The 23,696-nt window shown below is 69.5% G+C and carries 19 protein-coding genes and 1 other RNA gene; 7 read left to right on the plus strand and 13 right to left on the minus strand.

The window, feature by feature from the left end; all coding sequences use genetic code 11:
• Positions 1-68: 68 nt before the first annotated feature.
• The 6 genes from MCHT01_RS05790 to gyrA all read right to left on the minus strand — a co-directional run bounded on the left by MCHT01_RS05790 (position 69) and on the right by gyrA (position 8,754).
• A complete protein-coding gene (locus MCHT01_RS05790; RefSeq protein ID WP_067063582.1) occupies positions 69-2,090 on the minus strand; it encodes a bifunctional 3-phosphoshikimate 1-carboxyvinyltransferase/cytidylate kinase in 2,022 nt (673 codons plus the stop codon).
• A 40-nt stretch (positions 2,091-2,130) separates the two neighbouring features.
• Positions 2,131-3,021 carry a prephenate dehydrogenase gene (locus MCHT01_RS05795; RefSeq protein WP_067063583.1) on the minus strand — a complete coding sequence of 297 codons (891 nt, stop codon included), beginning with the start codon at positions 3,019-3,021 and terminating at the stop codon, positions 2,131-2,133.
• 13 nt (positions 3,022-3,034) lie between these two features.
• Positions 3,035-4,174: a prephenate dehydratase gene (gene pheA, locus MCHT01_RS05800; protein ID WP_067063586.1), complete on the minus strand. Its 1,140-nt coding sequence runs from the start codon at positions 4,172-4,174 to the stop codon at positions 3,035-3,037.
• On the minus strand, positions 4,167-5,291 hold the full coding sequence (gene serC / locus MCHT01_RS05805; RefSeq protein WP_067063588.1) for a 3-phosphoserine/phosphohydroxythreonine transaminase: 1,125 nt from the start codon (positions 5,289-5,291) through the stop codon (positions 4,167-4,169). The genes pheA and serC overlap by 8 nt, the downstream gene beginning before the upstream one ends.
• A gap of 176 nt (positions 5,292-5,467) precedes the next feature.
• The gene (locus MCHT01_RS05810) at positions 5,468-6,070 is read right to left on the minus strand and encodes a DUF2059 domain-containing protein (protein ID WP_067063590.1); all 603 of its coding nucleotides are present in this window, start codon (positions 6,068-6,070) and stop codon (positions 5,468-5,470) included.
• Between the two features lie 2 nt (positions 6,071-6,072).
• Positions 6,073-8,754, minus strand: coding sequence for a DNA gyrase subunit A (gyrA, locus tag MCHT01_RS05815; protein ID WP_067063652.1), 2,682 nt, complete (start codon positions 8,752-8,754; stop codon positions 6,073-6,075).
• A 262-nt stretch (positions 8,755-9,016) separates the two neighbouring features.
• Between gyrA and ompA the strand changes: the two genes are divergently transcribed.
• The 4 genes from ompA to ssrA all read left to right on the plus strand — a co-directional run bounded on the left by ompA (position 9,017) and on the right by ssrA (position 11,670).
• A complete protein-coding gene (gene ompA / locus MCHT01_RS05820; protein ID WP_067063593.1) occupies positions 9,017-9,664 on the plus strand; it encodes an outer membrane protein OmpA in 648 nt (215 codons plus the stop codon).
• Positions 9,665-9,836: 172 nt separating this feature from the next.
• Positions 9,837-10,538: a bifunctional 2-polyprenyl-6-hydroxyphenol methylase/3-demethylubiquinol 3-O-methyltransferase UbiG gene (ubiG, locus tag MCHT01_RS05825; RefSeq protein ID WP_067063595.1), complete on the plus strand. Its 702-nt coding sequence runs from the start codon at positions 9,837-9,839 to the stop codon at positions 10,536-10,538.
• On the plus strand, positions 10,535-11,278 hold the full coding sequence (gene gph / locus MCHT01_RS05830) for a phosphoglycolate phosphatase (RefSeq protein ID WP_067063597.1): 744 nt from the start codon (positions 10,535-10,537) through the stop codon (positions 11,276-11,278). Before ubiG ends, gph begins: the two co-directional genes overlap by 4 nt.
• An 18-nt stretch (positions 11,279-11,296) precedes the next feature.
• Positions 11,297-11,670: a transfer-messenger RNA gene (gene ssrA, locus MCHT01_RS05835) on the plus strand.
• Positions 11,671-11,790: 120 nt separating this feature from the next.
• On the opposite strand, the gene MCHT01_RS05840 is transcribed toward ssrA, so the two are convergent.
• The 6 genes from MCHT01_RS05840 to MCHT01_RS26675 form a co-directional block, all read right to left on the minus strand.
• Positions 11,791-12,270 (minus strand): nuclear transport factor 2 family protein, encoded by a 480-nt coding sequence (locus tag MCHT01_RS05840; protein ID WP_067063599.1) that lies wholly within the window; start codon positions 12,268-12,270, stop codon positions 11,791-11,793.
• Positions 12,271-12,329: 59 nt separating this feature from the next.
• Positions 12,330-13,457 (minus strand): agmatine deiminase family protein, encoded by a 1,128-nt coding sequence (locus MCHT01_RS05845; RefSeq protein WP_218017872.1) that lies wholly within the window; start codon positions 13,455-13,457, stop codon positions 12,330-12,332.
• A gap of 23 nt (positions 13,458-13,480) precedes the next feature.
• Complete coding sequence (locus MCHT01_RS05850; RefSeq protein WP_067063602.1) at positions 13,481-14,620, minus strand: agmatine deiminase family protein; 1,140 nt, start codon at positions 14,618-14,620, stop codon at positions 13,481-13,483.
• A 121-nt stretch (positions 14,621-14,741) separates the two neighbouring features.
• Positions 14,742-15,635 (minus strand): LysR family transcriptional regulator, encoded by an 894-nt coding sequence (locus MCHT01_RS05855; RefSeq protein WP_067063604.1) that lies wholly within the window; start codon positions 15,633-15,635, stop codon positions 14,742-14,744.
• A 39-nt stretch (positions 15,636-15,674) separates the two neighbouring features.
• Entirely contained in the window at positions 15,675-16,658 is a 984-nt protein-coding gene (locus tag MCHT01_RS05860) for an HD-GYP domain-containing protein (RefSeq protein WP_067063606.1), read from the minus strand.
• Positions 16,659-16,706: 48 nt separating this feature from the next.
• Positions 16,707-17,114: a response regulator gene (locus MCHT01_RS26675; protein ID WP_169806099.1), complete on the minus strand. Its 408-nt coding sequence runs from the start codon at positions 17,112-17,114 to the stop codon at positions 16,707-16,709.
• A gap of 308 nt (positions 17,115-17,422) precedes the next feature.
• On the opposite strand from MCHT01_RS26675, the gene MCHT01_RS05870 reads away from it, so the two are divergent.
• Positions 17,423-18,928, plus strand: coding sequence for a DASS family sodium-coupled anion symporter (locus tag MCHT01_RS05870; RefSeq protein ID WP_067063610.1), 1,506 nt, complete (start codon positions 17,423-17,425; stop codon positions 18,926-18,928).
• A gap of 43 nt (positions 18,929-18,971) precedes the next feature.
• Here MCHT01_RS05870 and MCHT01_RS05875 read toward each other — a convergent pair whose 3' ends face one another.
• On the minus strand, positions 18,972-20,567 hold the full coding sequence (locus MCHT01_RS05875; protein WP_067063613.1) for an aspartate:alanine exchanger family transporter: 1,596 nt from the start codon (positions 20,565-20,567) through the stop codon (positions 18,972-18,974).
• An 87-nt stretch (positions 20,568-20,654) separates the two neighbouring features.
• Between MCHT01_RS05875 and MCHT01_RS05880 the strand changes: the two genes are divergently transcribed.
• Together MCHT01_RS05880 and MCHT01_RS05885 are read left to right on the plus strand one after the other, a co-directional pair.
• On the plus strand, positions 20,655-21,650 hold the full coding sequence (locus MCHT01_RS05880) for a 2-hydroxyacid dehydrogenase (RefSeq protein WP_067063615.1): 996 nt from the start codon (positions 20,655-20,657) through the stop codon (positions 21,648-21,650).
• A gap of 63 nt (positions 21,651-21,713) precedes the next feature.
• The gene (locus MCHT01_RS05885; RefSeq protein ID WP_067063617.1) at positions 21,714-23,681 is read left to right on the plus strand and encodes a UvrD-helicase domain-containing protein; all 1,968 of its coding nucleotides are present in this window, start codon (positions 21,714-21,716) and stop codon (positions 23,679-23,681) included.
• The last annotated feature ends 15 nt before the right edge of the window (positions 23,682-23,696 follow it).

Raw genomic sequence — 23,696 nt, forward strand, 5'->3', positions numbered from 1 at the left:
CACCCCCAGTGGACTGGCGTCCGGAGGGAGGGGTGACGCTCCTGTTTGCGTGTCGACCTGAAGGCGCTTCAGGCCTGGAACGGGCCGCGTTCCTGCCACCAGCTCAGCACCAGATCACGGGATTCCCCGATGGTCTGCTGCGAGTTGTCCAGCTCGATCGCGTCCGCGGCGGCCTGCAGCGGGGACGCGCTGCGACCCTTGTCGCGTGCGTCCCGCGCTTCGAGATCAGCGCGCAAGCCTTCGATATTAGCCGGAATTCCCTTGGAAATCAATTGCTTGTAGCGCCGCTCGGCCCGCGTGGCGGCGCTGGCGGTGAGGAAGACCTTGAGCGCCGCCTCGGGGAAGATGGCCGTTCCCATGTCGCGGCCGTCGGCCACCAGACCGGGCAGGCGGCGGAAGTCCAGCTGAAGCTGATGCAGCGCGCGGCGCACCGCGCCGTGGGCGCCCACCTGGGAGGCCATCAGGCCAGTGGCTTCCTGGCGCAGGTCGGCGGAGACGTCCTCCTCGTCCAGCAGCACGCGGCCGCCCTCGAACTTCAGGTCCAGCGTCGGCACGATGGCCGCGACCGCGTCGCCGTCGCTGAGGTCGATGTGATGGCGCGAGGCCGCCAGCCCGGTCACGCGATACAGCGCACCCGAGTCCAGCACCTCGTAGCCCAGCGCCTGCGCGACCTCGTCGGTCAGCGTGCCCTTGCCGGAGGCGGTGGGGCCGTCGATGGTGATGACGGGGATGTCCTCGGGATTCGCGCGGACCACGCCGAACAGCGTCTCGAAGTAGTCCGGAAAGGTCTTGGCCACGCATTGCGGGTCCAGGATGCGCACGGGCACGGCGGCGCCGATGCGGTCCTCCTGCAGGCCGTTGAACGCGGCCAGCGAGAAGCACATTGCGACGCGGTGGTCGTCATAGGTGTGGATCGCCGCCGGCTTCCAGGCCTTGAGCGGATGCACGCGCAGCCAGTCCTGACCTTCCTCGACGCTGGCGCCGAGCTTGCGCAGCTCGGTGGCCATGGCGGCGATGCGGTCCGTCTCCTTCACGCGCCAGGAAGCGATGTTGCGCAGCGTCGTCGGGCCGTCGGCGTACAGCGCCATGACGGCCAGCGTCATCGCGGCGTCCGGGATGTGGTTGCAGTCCAGGTCCAGCGCCTTGAGCGGCCAAGCGCCGCGGCGGACCTCCAGCCAGTTCGGGCTGATCTCGACCTGCGCGCCCATGGCCTGCGCGGCCTCGACGAAACGCACGTCACCTTGAACGGAGCTCGATCCCACGCCCTCGATGCGGATCGGGGCGTCGGTGGCGGCGATCGCGCCCAGCGCGACGAAGTAGGACGCCGACGAGGCGTCGCCCTCGACATGCACCTCGCCCGGCGAGCGATAGCGGCTGCCGGCCGGAATGACGAAGCGCTGCCAGTCGGCGTCGCGCCGGACCTGCACGCCGAAGCGCGCCAGCAGCTCCAGCGTGATGTGCACATAGGGCTTGGAGATGAGCTCGCCGGTGACCTCGATGACCACGTCCTTCTCGGCCACCAGCGGCAGCGCCAGCAGCAGGGCGGTCAGGAACTGGCTGGACACGTCGCCGCGCACGCGCACCGGGGCGTCCAGCGTCAGCGCGGACGGGCCGCTCAGACGCAGCGGGGGGTAGCCCTCCTGGCCCAGGCAGTCGATCGGGCAGCCCAGCGCGCGCAGCGCGTCGACCAGGTCGCCGATCGGGCGCTCATGCATGCGGGGCACGCCGGAGAGCTCGAAGCTGCCGCCCTGCGTCGCGGCCAGCAGCGCCAGCGCGGCGGTCAGCGGACGCATCGCCGTGCCGGCGTTGCCCAGGAAGAGCTTGGCCTCGCGCGTGCGCAAGGTGCCGCCGATGCCGGTCACGGCGAGTGCCCCGTCGGCGTGCTGCTCCAGCACGCAACCCAGCTCGCGCAGCGCGGCCAGCATGACCTTGGTGTCGTCCGAGGCCAGCAGGTCGTGCACCAGGGTCACGCCCTCCGACAGGCCCGCCAGCAGCAGCACGCGGTTGGAGATGCTCTTGGAGCCGGGCAGTTGGACGGTGCCGGCGGCGCCGCGCAGGGGCGGCAGGTCCAGGAAGGGGATCTTGTACATGTCGCGGTCGGGCGCGCGCGGCGCGCCGTCGGGAAAGGGGTTACTTGGACTTGGGCGAGGACGCGGCCGGGCCGCCGAGCTGCCACTGCGCGCGGCCTTCCGAGGCCTGGCGGATCATCGTCTCGAGGGTGTGCGCGTCACCGGCGCGGATGGCCTGCTCCAGCTGGTCCAGCACCTCGCGGAAGCGCTGCGACTGGGTCAGCAGGTCCTGCTTGTTGGCCATCAGGATGTCGCGCCACACGGCCGGATCGCTCGCGGCGATGCGGGTGAAGTCGCGGAAGCCGGGGCCGGCCAGGCTCAGGAAGTCGCGCCCCGAGGGCTGCTTCGCCACCGAGCTGAAGTAGGCGTAGGCCAGCAGGTGGGGCAGGTGGCTGACGGCGGCGAAGGCCTCGTCGTGATGGTGCGGGGCCATCTTGAGCACCTGGCAGCCCAGCGCCGACCAGACGTCGGTGGCCTTCTGCACCAGCTCGGGACGGGTCTGGTCCAGGGGCGTGAGGATGACCTGGCGGCCCTGGTAGAGCGCGGCGTCGGCGTGCTGCACGCCCGAGCTCTCCTTGCCCGCGATCGGATGCGCGGGCACGAAGCTCGAGAGCTGCTTGCCCAGCGCGCGCTGGGCGGCCTCGACGACGTCGCTCTTGGTCGAGCCCACGTCCATCAGCAGCACGTCGCTGCGCACCAGGTGGCGGATGGCCTTGAGCGTGGACTCGGTGGCCGCGACGGGCACGGCCAGCAGCACGATGTCCGAGCCGGACACCGCCAGCAGCGCCGATTCCGCGGCCAGATCGATCACGCCCATGCGACGCGCCGTCTCGGTCGTGGACGGGCTCTTGCTGTAGCCGACCACCCGGCGCACCAGGCCGGCTTTCTTCATGGCCAGCGCGAACGAGCCGCCCATCAGGCCGCAACCGATCACGCCGAGTTGGTTGAACATCGCGGGGAGCCCTTCAAGCCTTCAATGGATAGGAACCGATGACCTTGTAGAACGCGCAGAGCTCGCGCAGTTCCGCCAGCGCCGCGGCCACGTGCGGCTGCGACGGGTGGCCGTCCAGGTCGATGTAGAAGTAGTACTCCCACTGGCCGGTGCGGGCCGGGCGCGACTCCAGACGCGTCATCGACACGCCATGCTTCTTCAGCGGGACCAGCAGGTCGTGCATCGCGCCGGGGCGGTTGGCCACCGAGACGATCAGGCTGGTGCAGTCCCGGCCGGTCGCGGGGGGCGTGGCCATGGTCTGCGGCAGCGTGATGACCGCGAAGCGGGTGCGGTTGTAGGCCTCGTCCTGCACCGCGTGCGCGGTGATGTGCAGGCCGAACAGCGTCGCCGCGCGCTCGCTGGCGATCGCGGCGTAGGCCGGGTTCTGCGCGGCCAGCCGGGCGCCCTCGGCGTTGCTGGACACCGCGCGACGCTCGGCGTTGGGCAGGTGCTTGGACAGCCAGTTCTGGCACTGCGCCAGGGCCTGCGGATGCGCCAGCACCGCCTCGATGCCCTCGAGCGAGTTCTCCTTGCGCAGCAGGTTGTGGCGGATCAGCAGGCTGACCTCGCCGACCACGTGCGTGGGCGTGTGCAGGAACAGGTCCAGCGAGCGCGTCACCACGCCCTCGGTCATGTTCTCCACGCCGACGACGCCGTACTGCGCGCTGCCGGAGGCGGTCGCGTGGAAGACCTCGTCGAAGCTGTTGCAGTAGATCAGGTCGGCGGCGCCGCCGAAGTACTCGATCGCGGCCTGCTCGCAGAAGGTGCCGAAGGGGCCCAGCACGGCGACGCGCTGCGGGGATTCCAGCGCCAGGCAGGCGGACATGATCTCGCGCCAGATGGCGGCCACGTGCTCTCCCTTGAGCGGGCCCTGGTTCGCCGTCTTGATCTTGGCGATGACCTGGGCGACGCGGTCGGGACGGAAGAACGGGGTGCCGTCGCGGCGCTTGATCTCGCCGACCTGCTCGGCCACATGGGCGCGCTCGTTCAGCAGCGACAGCAGCTGGCTGTCCAGCGCGTCGATCTGCACGCGCAGCGCGGCGAGCTCGGGATCGGCGGCCGCCGCGGGGATCGCCGCGGCGTCGGGGTTCGGGGTCGGGTCGGCTTCAGCCATGTCGGTTCTCGAAATCCTTCAGGTAGCTCACCAGGGCTTGCACACCCTCCAGCGGGATCGCGTTGTAGATCGATGCCCGCATGCCGCCCACCGACTTGTGGCCTTTGAGTTGCAGCAGCCCCCGCTCCTTGGCACCGGCCAGGAAAGCGTCGTTCAGACGCTCGTCGCGGAGGAAGAATGGGACGTTCATCCGCGAGCGGCAATGCGCCGCCACGCGGTTCTCATAGAGCGACGAGCCGTCCAGCGCCTGATACAGCAGGGCGGCCTTGTCGATGTTGCGCTGCTCGATCGCCGCGAGGCCGGTCTTGCCGGCGTACTCGAAGCGCTTGAGCCATTGGAAAACCAGCCCGGCAACGTAGATGCCGAAGGTCGGCGGGGTGTTGAACATCGATTCCGCCTCGGCCACGATCTTGTAGTCGAAGGCCGAGGGGCAGATCGGGAGCGCGCGACCCAGCAGGTCCTCACGCACGATCACCAGCGTCAGGCCGGCCGGGCCGATGTTCTTCTGCGCGCCGGCGAAGGCGACGCCGACCTTGCTCCAATCGACCGGGCGCGAGGCCACGTGCGACGAGAAGTCGATCACCAGCGGGGCATCGCAGCCCAGGGCCTTGAGGTCGGGCAGCGACTGGAACTCGATGCCGTCGATGGTCTCGTTGGTGCAGACGTGGACGTAGGCCGCGTCCGGGCGCAGTTGCCAGGAGGCCGCGTCGGGGATGTCGAGGTGGCGCTTCTCGGCGTTCAGCGAGGCGCCGTCGGCGGCGATGCGCACGTCGGCGTAGCGTTTGGCCTCGCCCGCGCTCTTCCTGGACCAGGAGCCGGTGACGACCACGTCGACCGCGCCGCCGCCCGAGAGATTCATCGGGACGATGGCGTTCTCGCCCAGGCCGCCGCCCTGCATGAACAGGATGCGGAAATTCTTCGGGACCTGCAGCAACTCGCGCAGGTCGGCTTCCGCCGCCTCGTAGATCGAGATGAACTCGCGACCGCGATGGCTCATCTCCATGACGCCCATGCCGGAGCCGTGCCAGTCGAGCATCTCTTCGGCGACCTGCGTCAGCACCTCGGGGGGGAGGGCGGCGGGGCCGGCGGAGAAGTTGAAGGGACGGACTGCTTGCATGGGCGCTCTGGGGTTGCGGCGGACAAGGGCCGGAGCGGCGCGGCGTGTCGAGCGGGCTCGACGGCGACGTCGGTCGCGGCCCCGGGAAAGACCGGCGGGGCGCGGTCGACGCGACCTGCGTCGCGCTGCGCGCGCCCCGGGACTCGCGCGGCGGCCCTGGGCCGCCGTCGACGAGCTTACTTCTTCGGCGTGGTCTTCGGGGCGGCCTTGGCGCCCGAGGCCGGGGCCGCCGGGCCGCCGTCCATGCCCAGCTGCTTGGCGACGTTCTGCTGCAGCGCGGTGAACTTCTCGTCCAGCTGCTTGCCGTTGTCGTCGATCAGCTTCTTCGTGTAGATCGTCTGCAGGTCCTGCGCGCTTTCGGCGAACTTCTTGCTGACGGGGGATTCCAGCCAGGCGACCAGTTGCTTGAGCTCGTCCTCGGTGAACTTCTCGTCCAGCGCGACGCCCATGGTCTGCGGGACCAGGACCTTGCCCTTGTCGACCAGGCCGGGGCCGTTGTCGTCCATGAACTTGCGCAGGTCGGCGTCGATCTGCTTGGCCACGGCTTCGCGCTTGGCCTCCGGGACGTTGCGCAGGGCCGGGGCGGCCTTGGCGGCCAGCTCGTTGACCGGGCGGCTCAGCACGCCGATGGTCAGCGCCTCGATGGCGGGTTGCTGCAGCTTCAGGATGCGCGCGATCAGGTCCTTCTTCGCGGGCGACGAGTCGGCCTTCTGGGCGAAGGCGATCGGGCTCGCCAGGAGGGCTGCGGCAACAAGGCCGGCTTGAACAGTCTTCAGCAAGGTCATTCCTTCACGTCGGGAGTGGAGTCGCCCGCGCCGCCCACGGCGTCGCCGGCATCGGGACCGGCGTCGCCGCCGGCTTGTTCGGAGAGATCGGTCTCATTGGCATCGTTCTCGACGATGCGCTGCAGGCCCGAGAGCTTCGCGCCCTCGTCCAGCGAGATCAGCGTGACGCCCTGCGTCGCGCGGCCCAGCTCGCGGATCTCGGACACCCGCGTGCGCACCAGCACGCCGGTATCGGTGATCAGCATGATCTCGTCCTCGGGGCGCACCAGCGTCGCCGCGACGACCTTGCCGTTGCGCTCGCTCTGCTGGATGGCGATCATGCCCTTGGTGCCACGGCCGTGGCGGGTGTACTCGACGATGCTGGTGCGCTTGCCGTAACCGTTCTCGGTCGCGGTCAGCACGCTCTGCGTCTCGTCCTCGGCCACCAGCATGGCGATCAGGCGCTGGTCGGGCTCAAGCATCATGCCGCGCACGCCACGGGCCTGGCGGCCCATCGGGCGGACGTCGTCCTCGTCGAAGCGCACCGCCTTGCCGCCGTCGGAGAACAGCATCACGTCGTGCTGGCCGTCGGTCAGCGCGGCGCCGATCAGGTAGTCGCCGTCGTCCAGGTCGACCGCGATGATGCCGGCCTTGCGCGGGTTGCTGAAGTCCTTCAACGAGGTCTTCTTGACGGTGCCCAGCGCGGTCGCGAAGAAGATGAAGTGGTCCTCCGGGAACGAGCGGAACTCGCCGGTCAACGGAAGGATGACGTTGATCTTCTCTTCCGGCTGCAGCGGGAACATGTTCACGATGGGCTTGCCGCGCGCGTTGCGCGAGCCTTGCGGCACTTCCCAGACCTTGAGCCAGTACACGCGGCCGCGGTTGCTGAAGCACAGCATCCAGTCGTGCGTGTTGGCGATGAAGAGCTGGTCGATCCAGTCGTCATCCTTGGTCGCGGTGGCCTGCTTGCCGCGGCCGCCGCGGCGCTGGGCGCGGTACTCGCTCAGCGCCTGGCTCTTGATGTAGCCGGTGTGCGAGAGCGTCACCACCATGTCGGTCGGGGTGATCAGGTCCTCGGTGCCGAGTTCCTGCGCGTTGTGCTCGATCACGCTGCGGCGCGCGCCCAGCTTGGTCTGGCCGAACTCCTGCTTCAGCGAGACCAGTTCCTCGCCGATGATCGTCGTCACGCGGGCGGGCGTGGCCAGGATGTCGAGCAGATCGGCGATCTGGGCCATCACGTCGCGGTACTCGCCGACGATCTTGTCCTGCTCCAGGCCGGTCAGGCGCTGCAGGCGCATCTGCAGGATCTCGCCGGCCTGTTCGTCGGACAGCTTGTAGAGGCCGTCCTCCTGCATGCCGTACTGCGCGGGCAGGCCTTCCGGACGGTAGGCGTTGCGGCCGCCGGCGGCCTCGCCCTCGGCGCGCTGCAGCATCTCGCGCACCAGCGACGAATCCCAGGCGCGCGCCATCAGCTCGGCCTTGGCGACCGGCGGGGTGGGGCTGCGCTTGATGATCTCGATGAAGTCGTCGATGTTGGCCAGCGCGACGGCCAGGCCTTCGAGCAGATGGCCGCGCTCGCGGGCCTTGCGCAGTTCGAAGATGGTGCGGCGGGTGACGACCTCGCGGCGGTGCTCCAGGAAGACCGTGATCAGGTCCTTCAGGTTGCACAGCTTGGGCTGGCCGTCGACCAGCGCCACCATGTTCATGCCGAAGCTGTCCTGCAGCTGCGTCTGCTTGTAGAGGTTGTTCAGGACGACCTCGGGAACCTCGCCACGCTTGAGCTCGATCACGATGCGCATGCCGGTGCGATCGGACTCGTCCTGGATGTGGCTGATGCCTTCGATCTTCTTTTCCTGCACCAGCTCGGCGATCCGCTCCAGCAGCGTCTTCTTGTTCACCTGGTACGGGATCTCGTCGACGATGATCGCCTGACGCTGGCCGCGGTCGATGTCCTCGAAGTGGACCTTCGCGCGCATCACGACCTTGCCGCGGCCGGTGCGGTAGCCCTCGCGCACGCCCGACAGGCCGTAGATGATGCCGGCGGTGGGGAAGTCAGGGGCCGGGATGAGCTCGATCAGCTCGTCGATCGTGCACTCCGGGTTCTTCAGCGAGTGCAGGCAGGCGTCGACGACCTCGTTGAGGTTGTGCGGCGGGATATTCGTCGCCATGCCGACCGCGATACCGGCGCTGCCGTTGACCAGCAAACTGGGCAGGCGGGTCGGCAAAACCAGCGGCTCTTTCATCGAGCCGTCGTAGTTCGGCCCGAAGTCGACAGTTTCCTTGTCGATATCGGCCAGCATTTCGTGCGCGATTTTCGACAAGCGGATTTCGGTGTATCGCATCGCCGCGGCGTTGTCGCCGTCGATCGAGCCGAAATTGCCCTGGCCGTCCACCAGCATGTGGCGCAGCGAGAAGTCCTGCGCCATCCGCACGATGGTGTCGTACACGGCGCTGTCGCCGTGCGGGTGGTACTTACCGATGACGTCGCCGACGATACGGGCCGACTTCTTGTACGGTCGATTCCAGTCGTTGTTCAGCTCGTGCATCGCGAACAGCACGCGGCGATGCACCGGCTTGAGGCCGTCACGCGCGTCGGGGAGCGCGCGTCCCACGATCACGCTCATCGCGTAATCCAGGTAGCTGCGGCGCATCTCCTCTTCGAGGCTGATCGGCAGGGTTTCCTTGGCGAACTGGGTCATGCGCATGCAGGCCGCGCGCGCACGAGCGCCGGCCTCGGGAGAGAGCAGAAGTCGGTGATTCTAATTGCGCCCGCTTGTAGTGCCTGCGCAACAGGTTCATGAACAGGAGCGGTGCCGTCCGCGAGAATGAAGGCGTCCTGTTGCCCTATGGCACAATCGGTTCGTCCCTAGGAGAAACCCTTGGTCTGGGTCCCCTAAGGTTTTTAGTTCCGACATTGGACGTTTCGCAGGGCAACTGCGGCCTATCCTTGAGAGGAGAATCATGAAGAAACTGAACCGCGTGGCGTCGCTCTTCGCTGTCGCCGCTGTGGCCACCTCGGGCGCAATGGCCCAAACCGTGGACAACTGGCGCGCAACGGACGGCACCGTTTGGAAGAACGGCACCAACGAGCTCTGCTGGCGCGATGCTTTCTGGACCCCGGCCACGGCCGCCAAGGACTGCGACGGCGCGCTGAAGCCCGTCGTCGCCCAGGCTCCGGTCGCCGCTCCGGCTCCCGTCGCTCCGGCTGCTGTCACGCCCCCGCCCCCGCCCCCGGTGGCGAAGGCCTCCAGCGAGAAGGTCACCTACGCCGCTGACGCCTTCTTCGACTTCGACAAGTCGGTCCTGAAGCCGGAAGCCAAGTCCAAGCTGGATGATCTGGTCTCCAAGACCGGTGACATCAACCTGGAAGTGATCATCGCCGTCGGCCACACCGACAGCGTCGGCACGGACGCCTACAACCAGAAGCTGTCGGTGCGTCGCGCCGAAGCGGTGAAGGCGTACCTGGTGTCGAAGGGTCTGGAAAAGAACCGCGTCTACACCGAAGGCAAGGGCAAGAAGCAGCCCATCGCCGACAACAAGACCGCGGAAGGCCGCGCCAAGAACCGCCGCGTCGAAATCGAAGTGGTCGGTACCCGCGCCGTCAAGTAAACGGACTTGCGCAGCGCCTTTCGGGGCGCTCGCCGGAACCCCGCCAGCCGCAAGGCTCGCGGGGTTTTTTCATGCCTGTGTCATCGGACGCGATGACGGCTTTGATCCGATGGCAGGCGGGATCGCGGGAATCGGGCATCCCAGGGCATGCGCTCGGCTACCATTGCGCCCCATGGCGAACGTCGATGCAAAAGAGCTGGAGAAATTCAGCGAACTGGCCCACCGCTGGTGGGATACCGAAAGTGAATTCAAGCCGCTGCACCAGATCAATCCGTTGCGCTTGAACTGGATCGACGGGCAGTGCCCGTTGCAGGGGAAGTCGGCACTGGACGTCGGTTGCGGTGGCGGCATCCTGGCCGATTCGATGGCCCGCAGGGGCGCGAACGTGCTGGGTATCGACCTGGCGACCAAGTCGCTGCGCGTGGCCGAGCTGCACGCGATGGAAGCGGGCACCGAGCACATCGCCTATCAGGAGATCGCGGTCGAGGATCTGGCCGCGCAGCGCCCCGAATCGTTCGATGTCGTGACCTGCATGGAGATGCTGGAGCACGTCCCCGATCCCGCATCCGTGGTGAACGCGCTGGGCCGGCTGGTGAAGCCGGGCGGCTGGGTCTTCCTGTCCACGCTGAACCGCAATGCGAAGGCCTTCCTGCTGGCCATCGTCGGCGCGGAATACCTGTTGCGCATGCTGCCCGCCGGCACGCATGAATATGCGCGCTTCATCCGCCCGTCCGAGCTGGCGCAGATGTGCCGCGACGCGGGTCTGGAAGTGCAGGGCGCCAAGGGCCTGAGCTTCAATCCGATCACGCAGCGTTACGCGCTGGGCGCGGATACCGACGTCAACTACCTACTCGCCTGCCGGCGCCCCGCATGACCGCTGTGACGCCGATCTCCGTGACAACCGAGGCGCTCCCGTCACTGATTCGCGCGGTGCTGTTCGATCTGGACGGAACCCTGGTCGACAGCGCGCCGGATCTCGCCGGCGCGACGAACGAGATGCTGCTCGCGCGCGGGTTGCCCGAGGTTCCGTTCGAGCGGCTGCGGCCCATGGTGGGCGCCGGCGCGCGCGGGATGATGGGCATCGCCTTCAACGTGGGGCCGATGGAGACCGCGTTCCCCGCCTTGCGCGACGAGTTCTTCGATCGCTACGAGCAACGCCTGCTGCGCGCGACGCGACCCTTCGACGATGTCGAGGCCATGCTCGAGACGCTGCGCGCGGACGGGTTCAGCTGGGGCATCGTGACCAACAAGTCGGAGCGCTTCGCCTTGCCGCTGGCGCAGGGCCTGGGCTGGGCGGCGCGGGCTGCCGCGGTCGTGGGCGGCGACACCACGCCGTTCTCCAAGCCGCGGCCCGAACCGCTGCTCGAAGCTGCGCGCCGGGCTGGCGTGTCTGCCGCCGAGTGCGTGTACGTGGGCGATGATGCCCGCGACATCCTGGCTGGCCGCGCGGCGGGCATGCCGACCGTGGCGGTGCGCTGGGGCTACCTCGGGCAGGGCGAGCCGATCGACGCGTGGGGCGCGGACGTCGTCATCGACACGCCCGCGCAACTGGTCGATTGGTTGCGGAACAAAAATGCCGCCGTCGAGGTCTTGAAGTCGGGCGCGCTGGCATAATCTGAGACTTCTCTCTCTGGGGCCGACCTGGTTTCGACGTGGGTACGGAGTCGGAGTAGGGCATGCCGAGGGCCAGGCACCTCGTAAATCCATCTGGAACAAACCAACTGCGAACGATCAAACGTACGCTCTCGCGGCTTAAACCCCGCGGACCTCTCACCGGTTGGCCGATGGGCCGGGTGACGGGACGCAAGTCCTGACACAGAGAGGTTATTCACATTGGCTGGCTGTCATTCGTGCACCTTGGGTGACGGCGAGATTTAGGGTGCTGGTCTGGCCGGTAGCGTGCTTCTGCGCGACGGGCCGGACGAGAACCAAACCAGAAAGCTAAGCATGTAGAACTGCCCGGCGAAGGCTTGCGGACGCGGGTTCAATTCCCGCCGGCTCCACCATCTCTTCAGGTCATGACGCGTCATGACCTCCAAAGCGCCTAAGTGCCCCGAGCACCTAGGCGCTTTTTGTTGGCCGGTCCGGCCGGTCCGGCAGGTCCGCCAGCCGGACGCCCTGCGCGTTCACCCGCCCGCCATCGGCCGATGGTCATAACTGAAGACCTTGGAGATCCGCCAGTCGGTGCCGTCGAAGCGCCAGAGAATGGTGTATCGGCCGCGCTGGATGCAATCGGACTTGCCGACCTCGGCGAAGCAGTGCTGACCGATCTCCAGCGCTCCGACCTTGGCCATCGGATAGACCTCGATCGTGTCCGGCAGCGCGCGGCGTTGCACCTTGCCGCAGATGTTCTTCTTGACCGCTTGAATGAACTGATCGCGGTTCATCACGCGTCCGTTCAGGTCGTGGAAGAACTCGACGTCCGGCGCGTAGAGCGCGACGAGCGTGTCCGTGTCGCAATGGTTGAACGCGTCGAAGTGCTTCTGGTCGAGCGCCGCGATGAGTTTGGGCAAGTCGGCATCCGGGATGCTCGGATGCACGGTCTGCGCCGTCGTCGCGCCGCTGAAGACCGCCGCGAGGGCGGCTGCCAGGATCAAGCGAATCATGAGGACTCCCCGTCGTCGATGGACAGCCGGATGACCAGCCGGCCCGCGTCGATGGCGCGTCAGGCCGGCTGCTGCTGCGTCGTGCAATGTATCCCGCCGCCACCCGCGGCGATGGCGTCGATGTCGAGCTGCACGATCTCCCGGCCCGGGAACTGCTCGCGCAGGATCGCGCGCGCATTCGCGTCCGATCGCGTGTCCCCGAACTGCGGCGCGATGACGGCGCCGTTGCAGACATAGAAGTTGATGTAGCCGGCCGCGAACTCGGGGCGCTCGAAGGCCGGCCGCACGCTGCCAGGGCCCGGCAGCACGATGACCTTCAGCCGGCGTCCGCGCGCATCGATCGCGCCGCGCAGGATCTCCAGATGGCGGCGCGTCACCGGATGGTCGTAGGACGCGGGATCCTCGTCCGACCCGGCCACCACCGTGCCCGGCTGGGTGAAGCGCGCGTAGAAGTCGGTGTGGCCGTCGGTGATGTCCTTGCCCGCGATGCCGGGCAGCCAGATCACCTTCTCGATGCCCAGCAGGCGCCGCAGCTCCTGCTCGGCCTCGGCCTTGCCGACCCCAGGGTTGCGGTTGGCGTTCAGCACGCAGCTCTCGGTGATGATCGCCGTCCCCTGGCCGTCGACCTCGATGCCGCCGCCCTCCAGCACCAGCGTGCTCTCCAGCCGCGTCACGCCGACCTCGTCCGCGACCGCGGCCGCCACCTCGGCGTCGTGCGCGTGGACCTGCTTGCCGCCCCAACCATTGAAGTTGAAGTCGACGCCGGCCATCCGGCCGCGTCGGTCCCGAACGAACACCGGCCCGGTGTCGCGCATCCAGAGGTCGTCCACGGGCTGCGCCAGCACCTCGACGCCGGCGCCGCACAGGCGGCGGGCCAGCGCCACGTCCTCCTCGCGGGCGAACAGGCGCACCGGCTCGAAGGCCGCGATGGCGCGCGCGATGCCGGCGAGGTGCTCGCGCACCGGCCGCAGCAGGGCGCGGCCCCAGACGTCCTCCGAGGGGCCGAAGGACATCCAGGTGGCTGCGTGGCGCTCGGCCTCGTCCGGCATGCGCCAGCCCGCGGCGTCGGCGGCCTCGGCGCGAGCGCCCGTCCCCGCGAGCACCGACATCCCCGGGGCGAGGGCCAGGCCGCCGATCAGGCCGAGACGCCTCAGCGCGAGGCGGCGGGAGGAGGGACCGAGATCCATGAGGGCTCCTTGCTGTCGCACGATTAGGCCGGCTCCTGCTGGGTCGTGCAATGGATGCCACCGCCGCCCGCGGCGATGACGTCGATGTCCAGGCTCACCATCACGCGCCCGGGCAGTTCGGCGGCGAGCGCCTCGCGCGCCGCGCGATCGGCGTCGGCATCGCCGAACTCGGGCAGGAACAGCGCGCGCTCCGTCAGCAGGAAGTTGACGTAGCCGGCCGCGAAGCCCTTGCTCGCGTGCGTGGGCCGCAGTTGGCGCGGCGTCGCCAGCTGAACGATGCGCAGGGGCCGGCCGCGCGCGTCGCTGGCCTGCGCCAGGATCTCCAGGTGACGGCGGGTCACGGCGTGATCGAAGCTGGACTCGTCCACCTCGAGCGCCGCCGCGACCACGCCGGGCTTCAGGAAGCGCGCATAGAAGTCGGTGTGGCCGTCGGTGATGTCCTTGCCGACGATGCCGGGCAGCCAGATCACCTTCTCGATGCCGAGCACCCGTCGCAGCTCCTGCTCCGCGTCGGCCTTGCTGACGCCGGGGTTGCGGTTGGTGTTCAGGACGCAGCTCTCCGTGATGATGGCGGTGCCTTCGCCGTCGACCTCGATGCCGCCGCCCTCCAGCACCAGCCGGCTGCGCAGCAGCGGCACGCCGCCGAGCTCGGCCATGCGGGCCGCCACGGTGGCATCCCGGGCGTGGGTCTGCTTGCCACCCCAACCATTGAAGTTGAAGCTGACCGCCGCGCGTTCGCCGCGGCCGTTGCGCACGAACACGCAGCCGGTGTCGCGCATCCAGAGGTCATCGATGGCGTGCTCGATCAGGGTGACCTGCGGGCCGCAGAGCTGCCGGGCACGGTCGAGGTCGTCGGGCCCGACCAGCATCTTGACCGGCACGTGCTGGCCGATCGCGTTGGCGATGCGCGCCAGCGCCTGGCGCACCGGCTCGATCTGGGAGGCCTTCCAGACCGTGGGGCTCGCCGCGAAGGCCATCCAGACGGCGCGCTGCGGGCCGCCCTCATCGGGCATGCGCCAGGCGTCGGGGGCGGGCGGCGGTGGCGGCGCCGGCGTGGGCGCGGGGCCGGGAGCCGCCTCGCCACCACCGCCGCCGCAGGCGGAAAGGCTGGCGGTCATCAGGCCGAGGGCGGACAGGGAGAGCAGGGCGCGTCGGGTGGTCATGTCAGGGTTTCTGCTGAGAAGGCCGGATTCTTTCCGGCTTGTTCCTGCAGAAAAACTGATGTTTCTGGCCTGGATTGATCGATAGCGCTCATATCGGCGCCGAACACGCCGTGCTCGGGAGTCAGCTCGAGGCGGCGGCGTAGGCCAGCAGACCGTCGAACACGTCCTTGACCAGCGGCATCCGCGGCTCGCCCTCGATGCGGGAGATCCACAGCCGGCCCGCGGGCCGCGCGGGATAGGCCTTGAGCCGCTTGAGCGACCCCTCCCGCAGCGCGTCGTCCGCCATCAGGCGCGACAGCAGCGCGACGCCGCGGCCGCGCAGGCAGGCATCCAGCAGCAGACGCGGGTCGTCGTAGATCGCGCGGCGCGGCAGGCCGGCGAAATGCTCGCGGATGAACGGCCCGATGTCCTCGCTGGTCAGGTCGTCCTCCAGGCAGAGCAGGCCGGCGCGCTCCCCATGGACCTCGGGCTTGCTGGCTGGCAGCCGGGCCGCGAGCGCGGGCGCGGCGACGGCGATCAGCGCGTCGTCCAGCAGCGGCACCTCGTGCACGCCCTGCTGCTTGAGCGGCTCCCGCGTGATCGCGATGTCCACGTCCAGCTCGTCGATGTAGCGGGCCGTCTCGTCGACCGACACGATGGGCACCAGCCGCGGATGCGCCCGGTGCAGCAGGTCCAGCCGCGGCTGCAGCCAGCCGTGGGCGATCGGTGCCGGACAGACCACCGTCACCAGGTGCTCGTCCATGTAGGTCTCGATGCGGGCCAGGCCGCCGCGGATCTGGTCCAGCGACTTGCCGACGCTCTCGAAGAGCAGCCGGCCGGCGACGGTCAGCTCGACGCCGCGTCCCTGGCGACGGAACAGCGGCTGACCCACGTGCTGCTCGAGCTGCGCGATCTGGTGGCTGATCGCCGATTGGGAGAGACAGAGCTCGTCGGCGGCGCGCGAGTAGTTGCCGAGGCGGGCGGCGGCCTCGAAGCCGATCAGGAACCTCAGGGACGGCAGGCGGGTGTTGGGCATGGAGGCGGGGAGATGCGCGAAGCCGCGAATATCGCAGCCTCAAGCCCCGCAGGCCACCACCTTCGCGTGATTCAGGGAGATCCGCATGTCCGAGTGGCGCAGGCCATGGGTGACGGCGAAGCCGCGCAGCGTGGTGTCGCGCAGCACCGGCTGCGGATAGATGCCGCCGTCCACGCGGCGCACCGCCGCGACTTGCGGGGTGTGGGCGCGCTCGCCGCGCCCGATGACCAGGCCCGTGTCGCCGTTGACCAGCTCGACCCAGGATCCCGGCGGATACAGCCCCAGCACGCGCAGCAGCACCATGCCCAGCGAGTCGGGGCGGCCCTGTTCGTCCATGAGCGCGTCGCGCGCCGCCAGGGCGGGCGTGGACGCGGGGCGCTGCCGGCGGCGGCTGAGCTTGGCGGTGTAGACGTCGATGCGGCGCAGCACCTCGCTGAGCTTGCCCGCCGGATCCAGCGATTCGAGTTCCGCGCTGTGGCTGCGGGTGTGGTGGCCCTCGACGATGGCCAGCGCCAGTTCGTCCCGGACGCCGGCCGCGCGCAGCAGGCGGGCGCTTTCCTGCGCATGGTCGCGGATGAGCGCGCGCTCCTCGTCGGACGGCGCGTCGGCCTGGTCGGCCAGCCGGTCCTGGAGCTCGGTCATGCTGAGGTTCATCGTGATCGCGGCGAGCGTGAGCGCGCGGCCCTGCTCGGCCGGCCAGTCACAGCGCCGCACCACCAGACCGGCGACGACGGCGCAGATCATCGCGTGCGTCGCGCTGTATTGCGCCGTGTGCTGGGAACAGGCGTGGATGAGGAAGTAGAGCAACTCGTCCGGATTGCCCGCCATCAGGGTCTCGAGCTCGGTGACCGCGCCCTGGAGGCGGGACAGCCAGGCGGCGTCGTGGCGGGGGCTGGCGAGCAGGCCCGCCAGCTCGTCGCGCAGCATCTCGCCGTCGGTGAGCGCCACGGCCGGCGGTCGGCGCGAGGTGGCGGCAGAGAGGTCGGCGGCGAGCGATGGGGTGACTGCGTCGAGGACCGTCATGTTCGCTTCCGGGGGCCAGGGTGTCGCGGGTGGGGCGAGGGCGCCGGGTCAGGCCGCCTCGGCGAGGCGCATCTTGGGCTGGCCGAAGGTCAGCGGCGTGGCGCCCAGGGTCCGCAGCGTGCGCAGGAGGTCGTCGATCTCCATCTCCCGATCGAAGAAGCCGTTCACGCCGGCCTCCGCGCAGCGGTGGGCGACCAGGCACTCGTCGGCGTTGCTGACCACGTAGGCCGCGCCACGGAAACCCGCCTTGCGCAGGTGGCGCACGACCGAGAGGCCCGAGCCCTTCTCCAGCGCGACGTCGCACAGGATCACGTCGGGGCGGCACAGCGTGGCCGTCATGACGGCGTCGGCCTCGCGGGAGACCTGCGCCACCACGGTGGCGCCCGGCACGTCCTGGAGGCGGCGGCGCAGCGTCGCCATCCAGAGGTCGCAAGGATCGACGAGAAGAATCTTCATGACAGGCCTCGGTGGGTGTTTGCGGCAGTCTCCCGCAGCCGCGACCGGCGCGATGCCGCCCAGAGCCGGCGCCCGCTGTCCGCCCGTGGCGCCTGTGCGTGTCGGCAAAGTGCTGACACCGCCCGAGGGCGGTGTCAGGGTCTCGCGAGGACATCCGGGCCCGGGGCACGGCATGCCTGTTGCCTCGCCGCCGTGCGCCACGGACGACCTTGCCGCCTCGTCCTTTGATCCGGCGCCTGTCGCCCCGCCGCGCGGGTGAGCGAAGATGCCCCCGTGCCCCGCGCACATCCACAGGGAGGACTACAGAGATGCTCAAGCGACTCGCGGCGATCTACCGCTACTTCATGTCGGTCGTGCCCTTCCGGCTGACCCCCGCCCTCATCACCACGGGCGTGCTGATCCTGCTGCTGCTGATCCCCGTCCCGCAGGGGCTCAAGCCCGAAGCCTGGCGGCTGGTGGCGATCTTCCTGACCACCATCGTGGCCATCATCCTCAAGGTCATGCCCATCGGCGTGATGGCGATGATGGCCATCGTCATCGTCTCGCTGACGCAGGTGACCTCGGGGTCGTCCAAGGGCGCGATCGCCGACGCGCTCAGCAGCTTCTCCAGCCCGCTGATCTGGCTGATCGTCGTGGCCATCCTGATCTCGCGCGGCCTGAAGAAGACCGGGCTGGGCAACCGCATCGGGCTGATGTTCATCGCGCTGATGGGCAAGCGCACCGTGGGCATCGGCTACGGCCTGACCGTCTGCGAGCTGGTGCTGGCGCCGTTCACGCCCAGCAACACCGCGCGCGGCGGCGGCATCGTGCACCCGATCATGAAGTCGATCGCCGGCGCCTTCGACTCCGACCCCGCCAAGGGCACGCAGGGCAAGGTCGGCACCTACCTGGCGCTGGTGAACTACCACGCCAATCCGATCACCTCGGCGATGTTCCTGACCGCGACCGCGCCCAATCCGCTGGTGGTGGACTACGTCGCCAAGGCCACCGGCCAGTCGCTGCACCTGAGCTGGACCACCTGGGCGCTGTGCATGCTGCTGCCCGGCCTGCTGTGCCTGCTGCTGATGCCGCTGGTGATCTACGCGCTGGCGCCCCCGCAGCTCAAGGCCACGCCCAACGCCGTCGACTTCGCCCGCGGCGAGCTGACCCGCATGGGCCCGCTCAGCGGCAAGGAGCGCGTGATGCTGGGCGTCTTCGGACTGATGCTGCTGCTGTGGGCCAACGTGCCCGCGATGCTCCTCGGCCCGGCCTTCACGCTGGACCCCACCGTCGTGGCCTTCCTCGGGCTCTTCGCGCTGATCATCACCGGCACCATCGACTGGGACGACGTGCTCTCCGAGAAGAGCGCCTGGGACACGCTGGTGTGGTTCGGCGCGCTGGTGATGCTGGCGGAGCAGCTCAACAAGCTGGGCGTGATCGGCTGGTTCTCCGGCAACATGCGCGACGCCATCGAGGCCTCGGGCATGGGCTGGCCCGCCGTCGCGGCGGTGCTGGTAGGGATCTTCGTGTTCTCGCACTACCTGTTCGCGAGCACCACCGCCCACATCAGCGCCATGATGCTGGCCTTCCTCACCGTCGGCGCGCAGCTGATCCCGGCCGACTACGTCGTCCCCTTCATGCTCATGATGACGGCCGGCTCCGGGATCATGATGACGCTGACCCACTACGCGACCGGCACCTCGCCCATCATCTTCGGCAGCGGCTACGTGACCATGGGCCAGTGGTGGAAGGTCGGCGCGGTGATGTGCGTGGTCGAGCTGGCGATCTTCGCGGTCGTCGGCACCGCGTGGTGGAAGCTCATCGGCATGTGGTGAGCGCCGACCCGCGCGGCCGCGCGAGCGCGATGGGTCCCTGGGGTCAGGTCGAGCCACCCCACAGCGCGACCGCCTGGACCAGCAGGATCTTCACCACCGTCATGGACGGGAAGATCATCGCGTAGCCGATGTCGGGCTTGTCGGTCGGCGCGATGCGGTTGGCGAAGCCCAGGATGGCCGGGTTGCCGGTGGCCCCGGCGACCACGCCGGCCGCGGTGTCGAAGGGCAGCCGGAAGATCCCGACCGCGACGATCAGCGTCACCGCGACCAGGGTCGCGACGATGGCGCTGCCCAGCAGCAGGTACATCAGGCCGCTGTGCGCGACGGTGGCCGCGAAGGTGGCGCCCGAGGAGATGCCGACCACCGCCAGGAAGACGGTCAGCCCGAAATTGCGCAGCACCAGGTTGGCGGACAGCGGCATCGCCCATTGCAGCGGACCGGTGCGGCGGCGCCAGCCCAGCATCAGCGCCACCAGCAGCAGGCCCGCGAAACCCAGCGAGAAGCGGCCGAGCAGCGGCAGCGGCCAGACGATGGCGCCCAGCGCCAGGCCCAGCGTGACGCCCACGCCCAGGCCGATGTAGCCGACCTCGCCGGTGCCGCGCACCGAATCCCCGAAGAGCTTGCTCAACGCGGCGAAGCTCTCGCGCGGCGCGAGCACGCCCACGCGGTCGCCGAACTCGAAGATCCGGTCCTCGTGCGGGGCCAGATCCACGTCGCTGCGGCGCAGGTGCAGGATGCGGGCGCCGAGCTCAGGCGGCAGCGTCAGTTCCGACAGGCGCTTGCCGGCGACGGCGGGGCTGGAGACGAAGAAGCGGCCGTAGTCCAGCTCGCTGCGGTCGCGCAGCATGCGGCCGGGATCGGCGGGGCCGAGGCGCAGCGCGGCGTGGCGCAGGGCGGCGCGGTCAGTCCCCGTGAGCGCGAGCACGTCACCACGCTGGAGCTCGGTCTGCGGCGTCGCGCCGAGGTTGTGATGGCCGCGACGCAGGGCCGCGATCGTGACGCCGGTCGGCAGGGTCTGGGAGATGCTGGCGATGCTCATGCCCAGCACGCTGAACTCCTCGACGTCGACCTCCTCCACGAGCAGGGTCGCCGGCCGGGTCTGCGCCAGCACGGGCCTGCGCCACGCGTTGTAGAGCCCCAGCATCAGGATGGGGATGGCCACGCCGACCGGATAGGCGACCGAGTAGCCCGTCGCCGACGCGGTGCCGAAGACCGCGATGGCCGCCTGCAGCGCCGCCGTGCTGGTGCCCGCGCCGGCATAGGCGCCCAGCGCCTTGGACAGCTCCATGTCCGGCCACCAGGCGACGGCCGCCAGCGTCAGGCCCAGCGCCGCCAGCACCGCGATCAGCGCCGCCGCGTTGGCCTTCATGCCGGCCGCGCTGCTGAGTCCGCGCAGGAACTGCGCGCCGTAGGCGATGCCCACGCCGTAGAGGAAGAGCATCAGGCCCAGGTTGCCCAGCAGCGGCGGGAGGGTCAGCGTCGGCACCAGCGCGCCGACCGCCAGGCCCACGAAGAGCACCGCGCCGGACCCGAGCGCGAAGCCGCGCACGCTGAGCGAGCCCAGCCAGTAACCGATCGCGATGGTCAGGAACAGGGCCAGCAGGGGCTGGGCGCTCAGGAAATGACTGAACCAGTTCATGGGGTCACTTGTTGCGCGGTGGTGGGGGCGATCGAGTGTAATGGGGACCTTTCGCGGCAGAGGCCCGCTCGTCCTTCAGGGGGAACGATGAAAACAGCAGTCTTCAGCACACGGCGCTACGACCAGTCGCTGCTCACCCGCGCGAACGAGCAGGCCGGGCACGAGCTGGTCTTCATCCAGGACCGCCTGACCGCCGAGACCGCCCCGCTGGCGTCCGGCTGCCGCGCGGTCTGCGTCTTCGTCAACGACAGCGTCGACGCGGCGGTCATGGAGATCCTGGCGCGCCAGGGCACCGGCCTGGTCGCGACGCGGTCCACCGGCTTCAACCACGTGGACGCGGTGGCCGCGGCGCGGCTGGGCATCGAGGTGGTGCGGGTGACCGACTACTCGCCGTACTCGGTGGCGGAGTTCGCGGTGGGCCTGCTGCTGGCGGTGAACCGCAAGATCGCGCGGGCCGTGTCCCGCACGCGGGACGGCAACTTCGAGCTGGACGGCCTGATGGGCTTCGACCTGCACGGCAAGACCGTGGGGGTGATCGGGACCGGCAAGATCGGCACGATCTTCGCCCGCATCCTGCGCGGGTTCGGCTGCGAGGTGCTGGGCCACGACGCCTTCCCGCGGCCCGAGTTCGAGCAGCTGGGCGCGCGCTACGTGCCGTTGCCCGAGCTGATCGCGACGTCCGACGTGATCTCGCTGCACTGCCCGCTGACCGAGGCGACGCGCCACATCATCGATGCCCAGGCGCTGGCCTCGATGAAGCCGGGCGTGGTGCTGGTCAACACCAGCCGCGGCGGCCTGGTGGACACCGAGGCCGCGACCCAGGCGCTGAAGACGGGCCAGCTGGGCGGGCTCGCGATCGACGTCTACGAGCAGGAGGCCAGCCTGTTCTTCCAGGACCTGTCCTCGACCATCATCACCGACGACGTCATCCAGCGCCTGGTGTCCTTCCCCAACGTGATCGTGACCGGCCACCAGGCCTTCTTCACCGTCGAGGCCATCGGCCAGATCATGGCCACGACCATCGAGAGCATCACCGCCTTCGAGCGCGGCGAGCCGCTGCGCCACCGGATTCCCCAGGGCTGATCCGTCGTCGCGGACAATGCGGGCCCGCTCACCGCGAGCCCCGCAGACAGGAAAGACGCCCCCATGGCATGGAAGCAAGCCCCGTTCACGCCGACGGAGGAGCAGGCTCGCATCGAGCAGGCCACCGCGCGACGGGTCATCGTGGAAGCCAACGCCGGCGTGGGCAAGACGACGGTGCTGTGCCTGCGCGCGCTGCGTCTGATCGGGCAGGGCGTGGATCCGCGGCGCATCCTGATGCTGAGCTTCACCCGCGCCGGCTGCGAGGCCATCCGGCGCACGCTGCGCCGCCACGGCGCGCCCGCCAGCGTCTGCGACGGGCTGCGCATCGGCACCTTCGACGAGTTCTGCGCCGCCCGCCTGCGCAAGATGGAAGGCGTCGCGGTGCCGATGCTGACGCGTCCGGAGGAGGTGCGGGAGACGGTGCTCGCCGCGATCGGGACGGCGCGCGAGCAGGCCAGGGCGCGCGGGGAGGACCTGACCCTCGGCGGCACCGGCCACCTGATCGTCGAGCAGCTGCTCAAGGACTTCGAGCGGATCAAGGGCTCCCTGGTGCTGCGGCGCCAGGACGAGGACTTCCGGCTCACCCCCGCGACGGCCGAGGACACGGGCTTCCCGTATCCGACGCTGGCGATCTTCGGCGCCTACGAGGCCGAGCGCCTGGAAGGCGGCGCCGATCGCAACGAGGCGCGCTTCCGCTACGTCGGCGACGCGACCTACGACATGGCCCGCGCCCTGAGCGCCGAGGATCCCGCCTTCGGCGTCGACAACCATCCGCTGCGCATGGGCGGGATCCAGGCGGTCTTCGTCGACGAGTTCCATGACATGAACTGGGCCATGGCCACGGTGCTGAAGGCCGTGCTGGCGCAGTACCCGGACGTCCCCTTCACCGGCGTGGGCGACGTGGACCAGGTCATCCACGCGGAGAGCGGCGCCGATGCCTACTTCCTGCGCAACGGGTTCAAGGTCGAGTTCGGCCGGGCGGAGCGCTTGACGCTGACGCAGGCGCAGCGCTTCGGGCCGGGGATTGCCGATCTGCTGGGCGGTTTCGCGCGCAAGGCGTATCCGGCGCCCGTGGGCCGGGCGGGGCGGATCGAGGTGCTGCGCATCGACAGCACGCTGGAGCTGGCGCTGCACATTCGCGCGCTGCGGGACCGCCGGCTGGCGGAGCTCCCCAGGACGCCGCTCAACGAGATCGCCGTGCTGCTGCGGCACCCGAGCGCGGCGCTGGACCTGGAGTACGAGCTGGCCAACCGCGGCGTGGACTACGAGACCGCCGGTTTCGCGAGCTACACGAGCCGGCCGGAAGTGCTGTTCGTGCGGCTGTTGCTGGCGGCGGCGGTGAACTGCCAGGACGCGTTCACGCCGGCCTCGTTCGAGGCGGCGAAGCTGGCGACGTGGGAGTTCATCGGGGGCGCGCTGCCGCACCCCGATGGTGGCGACGATCCGGAGACTCGCGCGAAGATCCTGCGGGCGCCGGTGAGCGCGTTCCAGCAGTTCATGCTGGAGGACCTGCTGACGCGTACCCCGCGCACGCCGGGGGCGGAACGCATCCGCACGGCGATGACGATCGCGAGCACGGACCGCGTGCCGGACCTGGTCACGGCGCTGGAGGCGCTGCAGATGGGCCGGCTGGCCGAGCAGGTGCTGGTGCGGGAGGAAGCGATCCGCGACGCGGCCGATTCGGTGCGGGGGCTGGAGAACATCGTCATCCGGGAGAACTTCCTGACCATCACCGAGATGCTGGGCGTGATCCGCGCCCAGGAGGAGCGGCGGCAGGACGACTGGACCGCGCGGCAGCGGATCGTGCTGTCGACGATCGAGCAGGCCAAGGGCCTGGAGTTCGAGCACGTGATCGTGCCGGGGCTGGGCGCGGACAGGCTCGACGGCACGCAGACCTTCGACGGGCTCGACGAGGACGAGCGGCACCGCTTCTACGTCGCGGTGTCGCGGGCGAAGCAGGTCGTGGAGCTGGTGTACCGGGAGGCGCCGGGGAGGCTGCTTCAGCGTGCGCTGTCGAGCGCCACCCTCTGAAGACCCTCACCCCAG

The sequence above is a fragment of the Mitsuaria chitosanitabida ATCC BAA-476 = NBRC 102408 genome (assembly GCF_001598255.1).
Lineage (GTDB): Bacteria > Pseudomonadota > Gammaproteobacteria > Burkholderiales > Burkholderiaceae_C > Roseateles > Roseateles chitosanitabidus.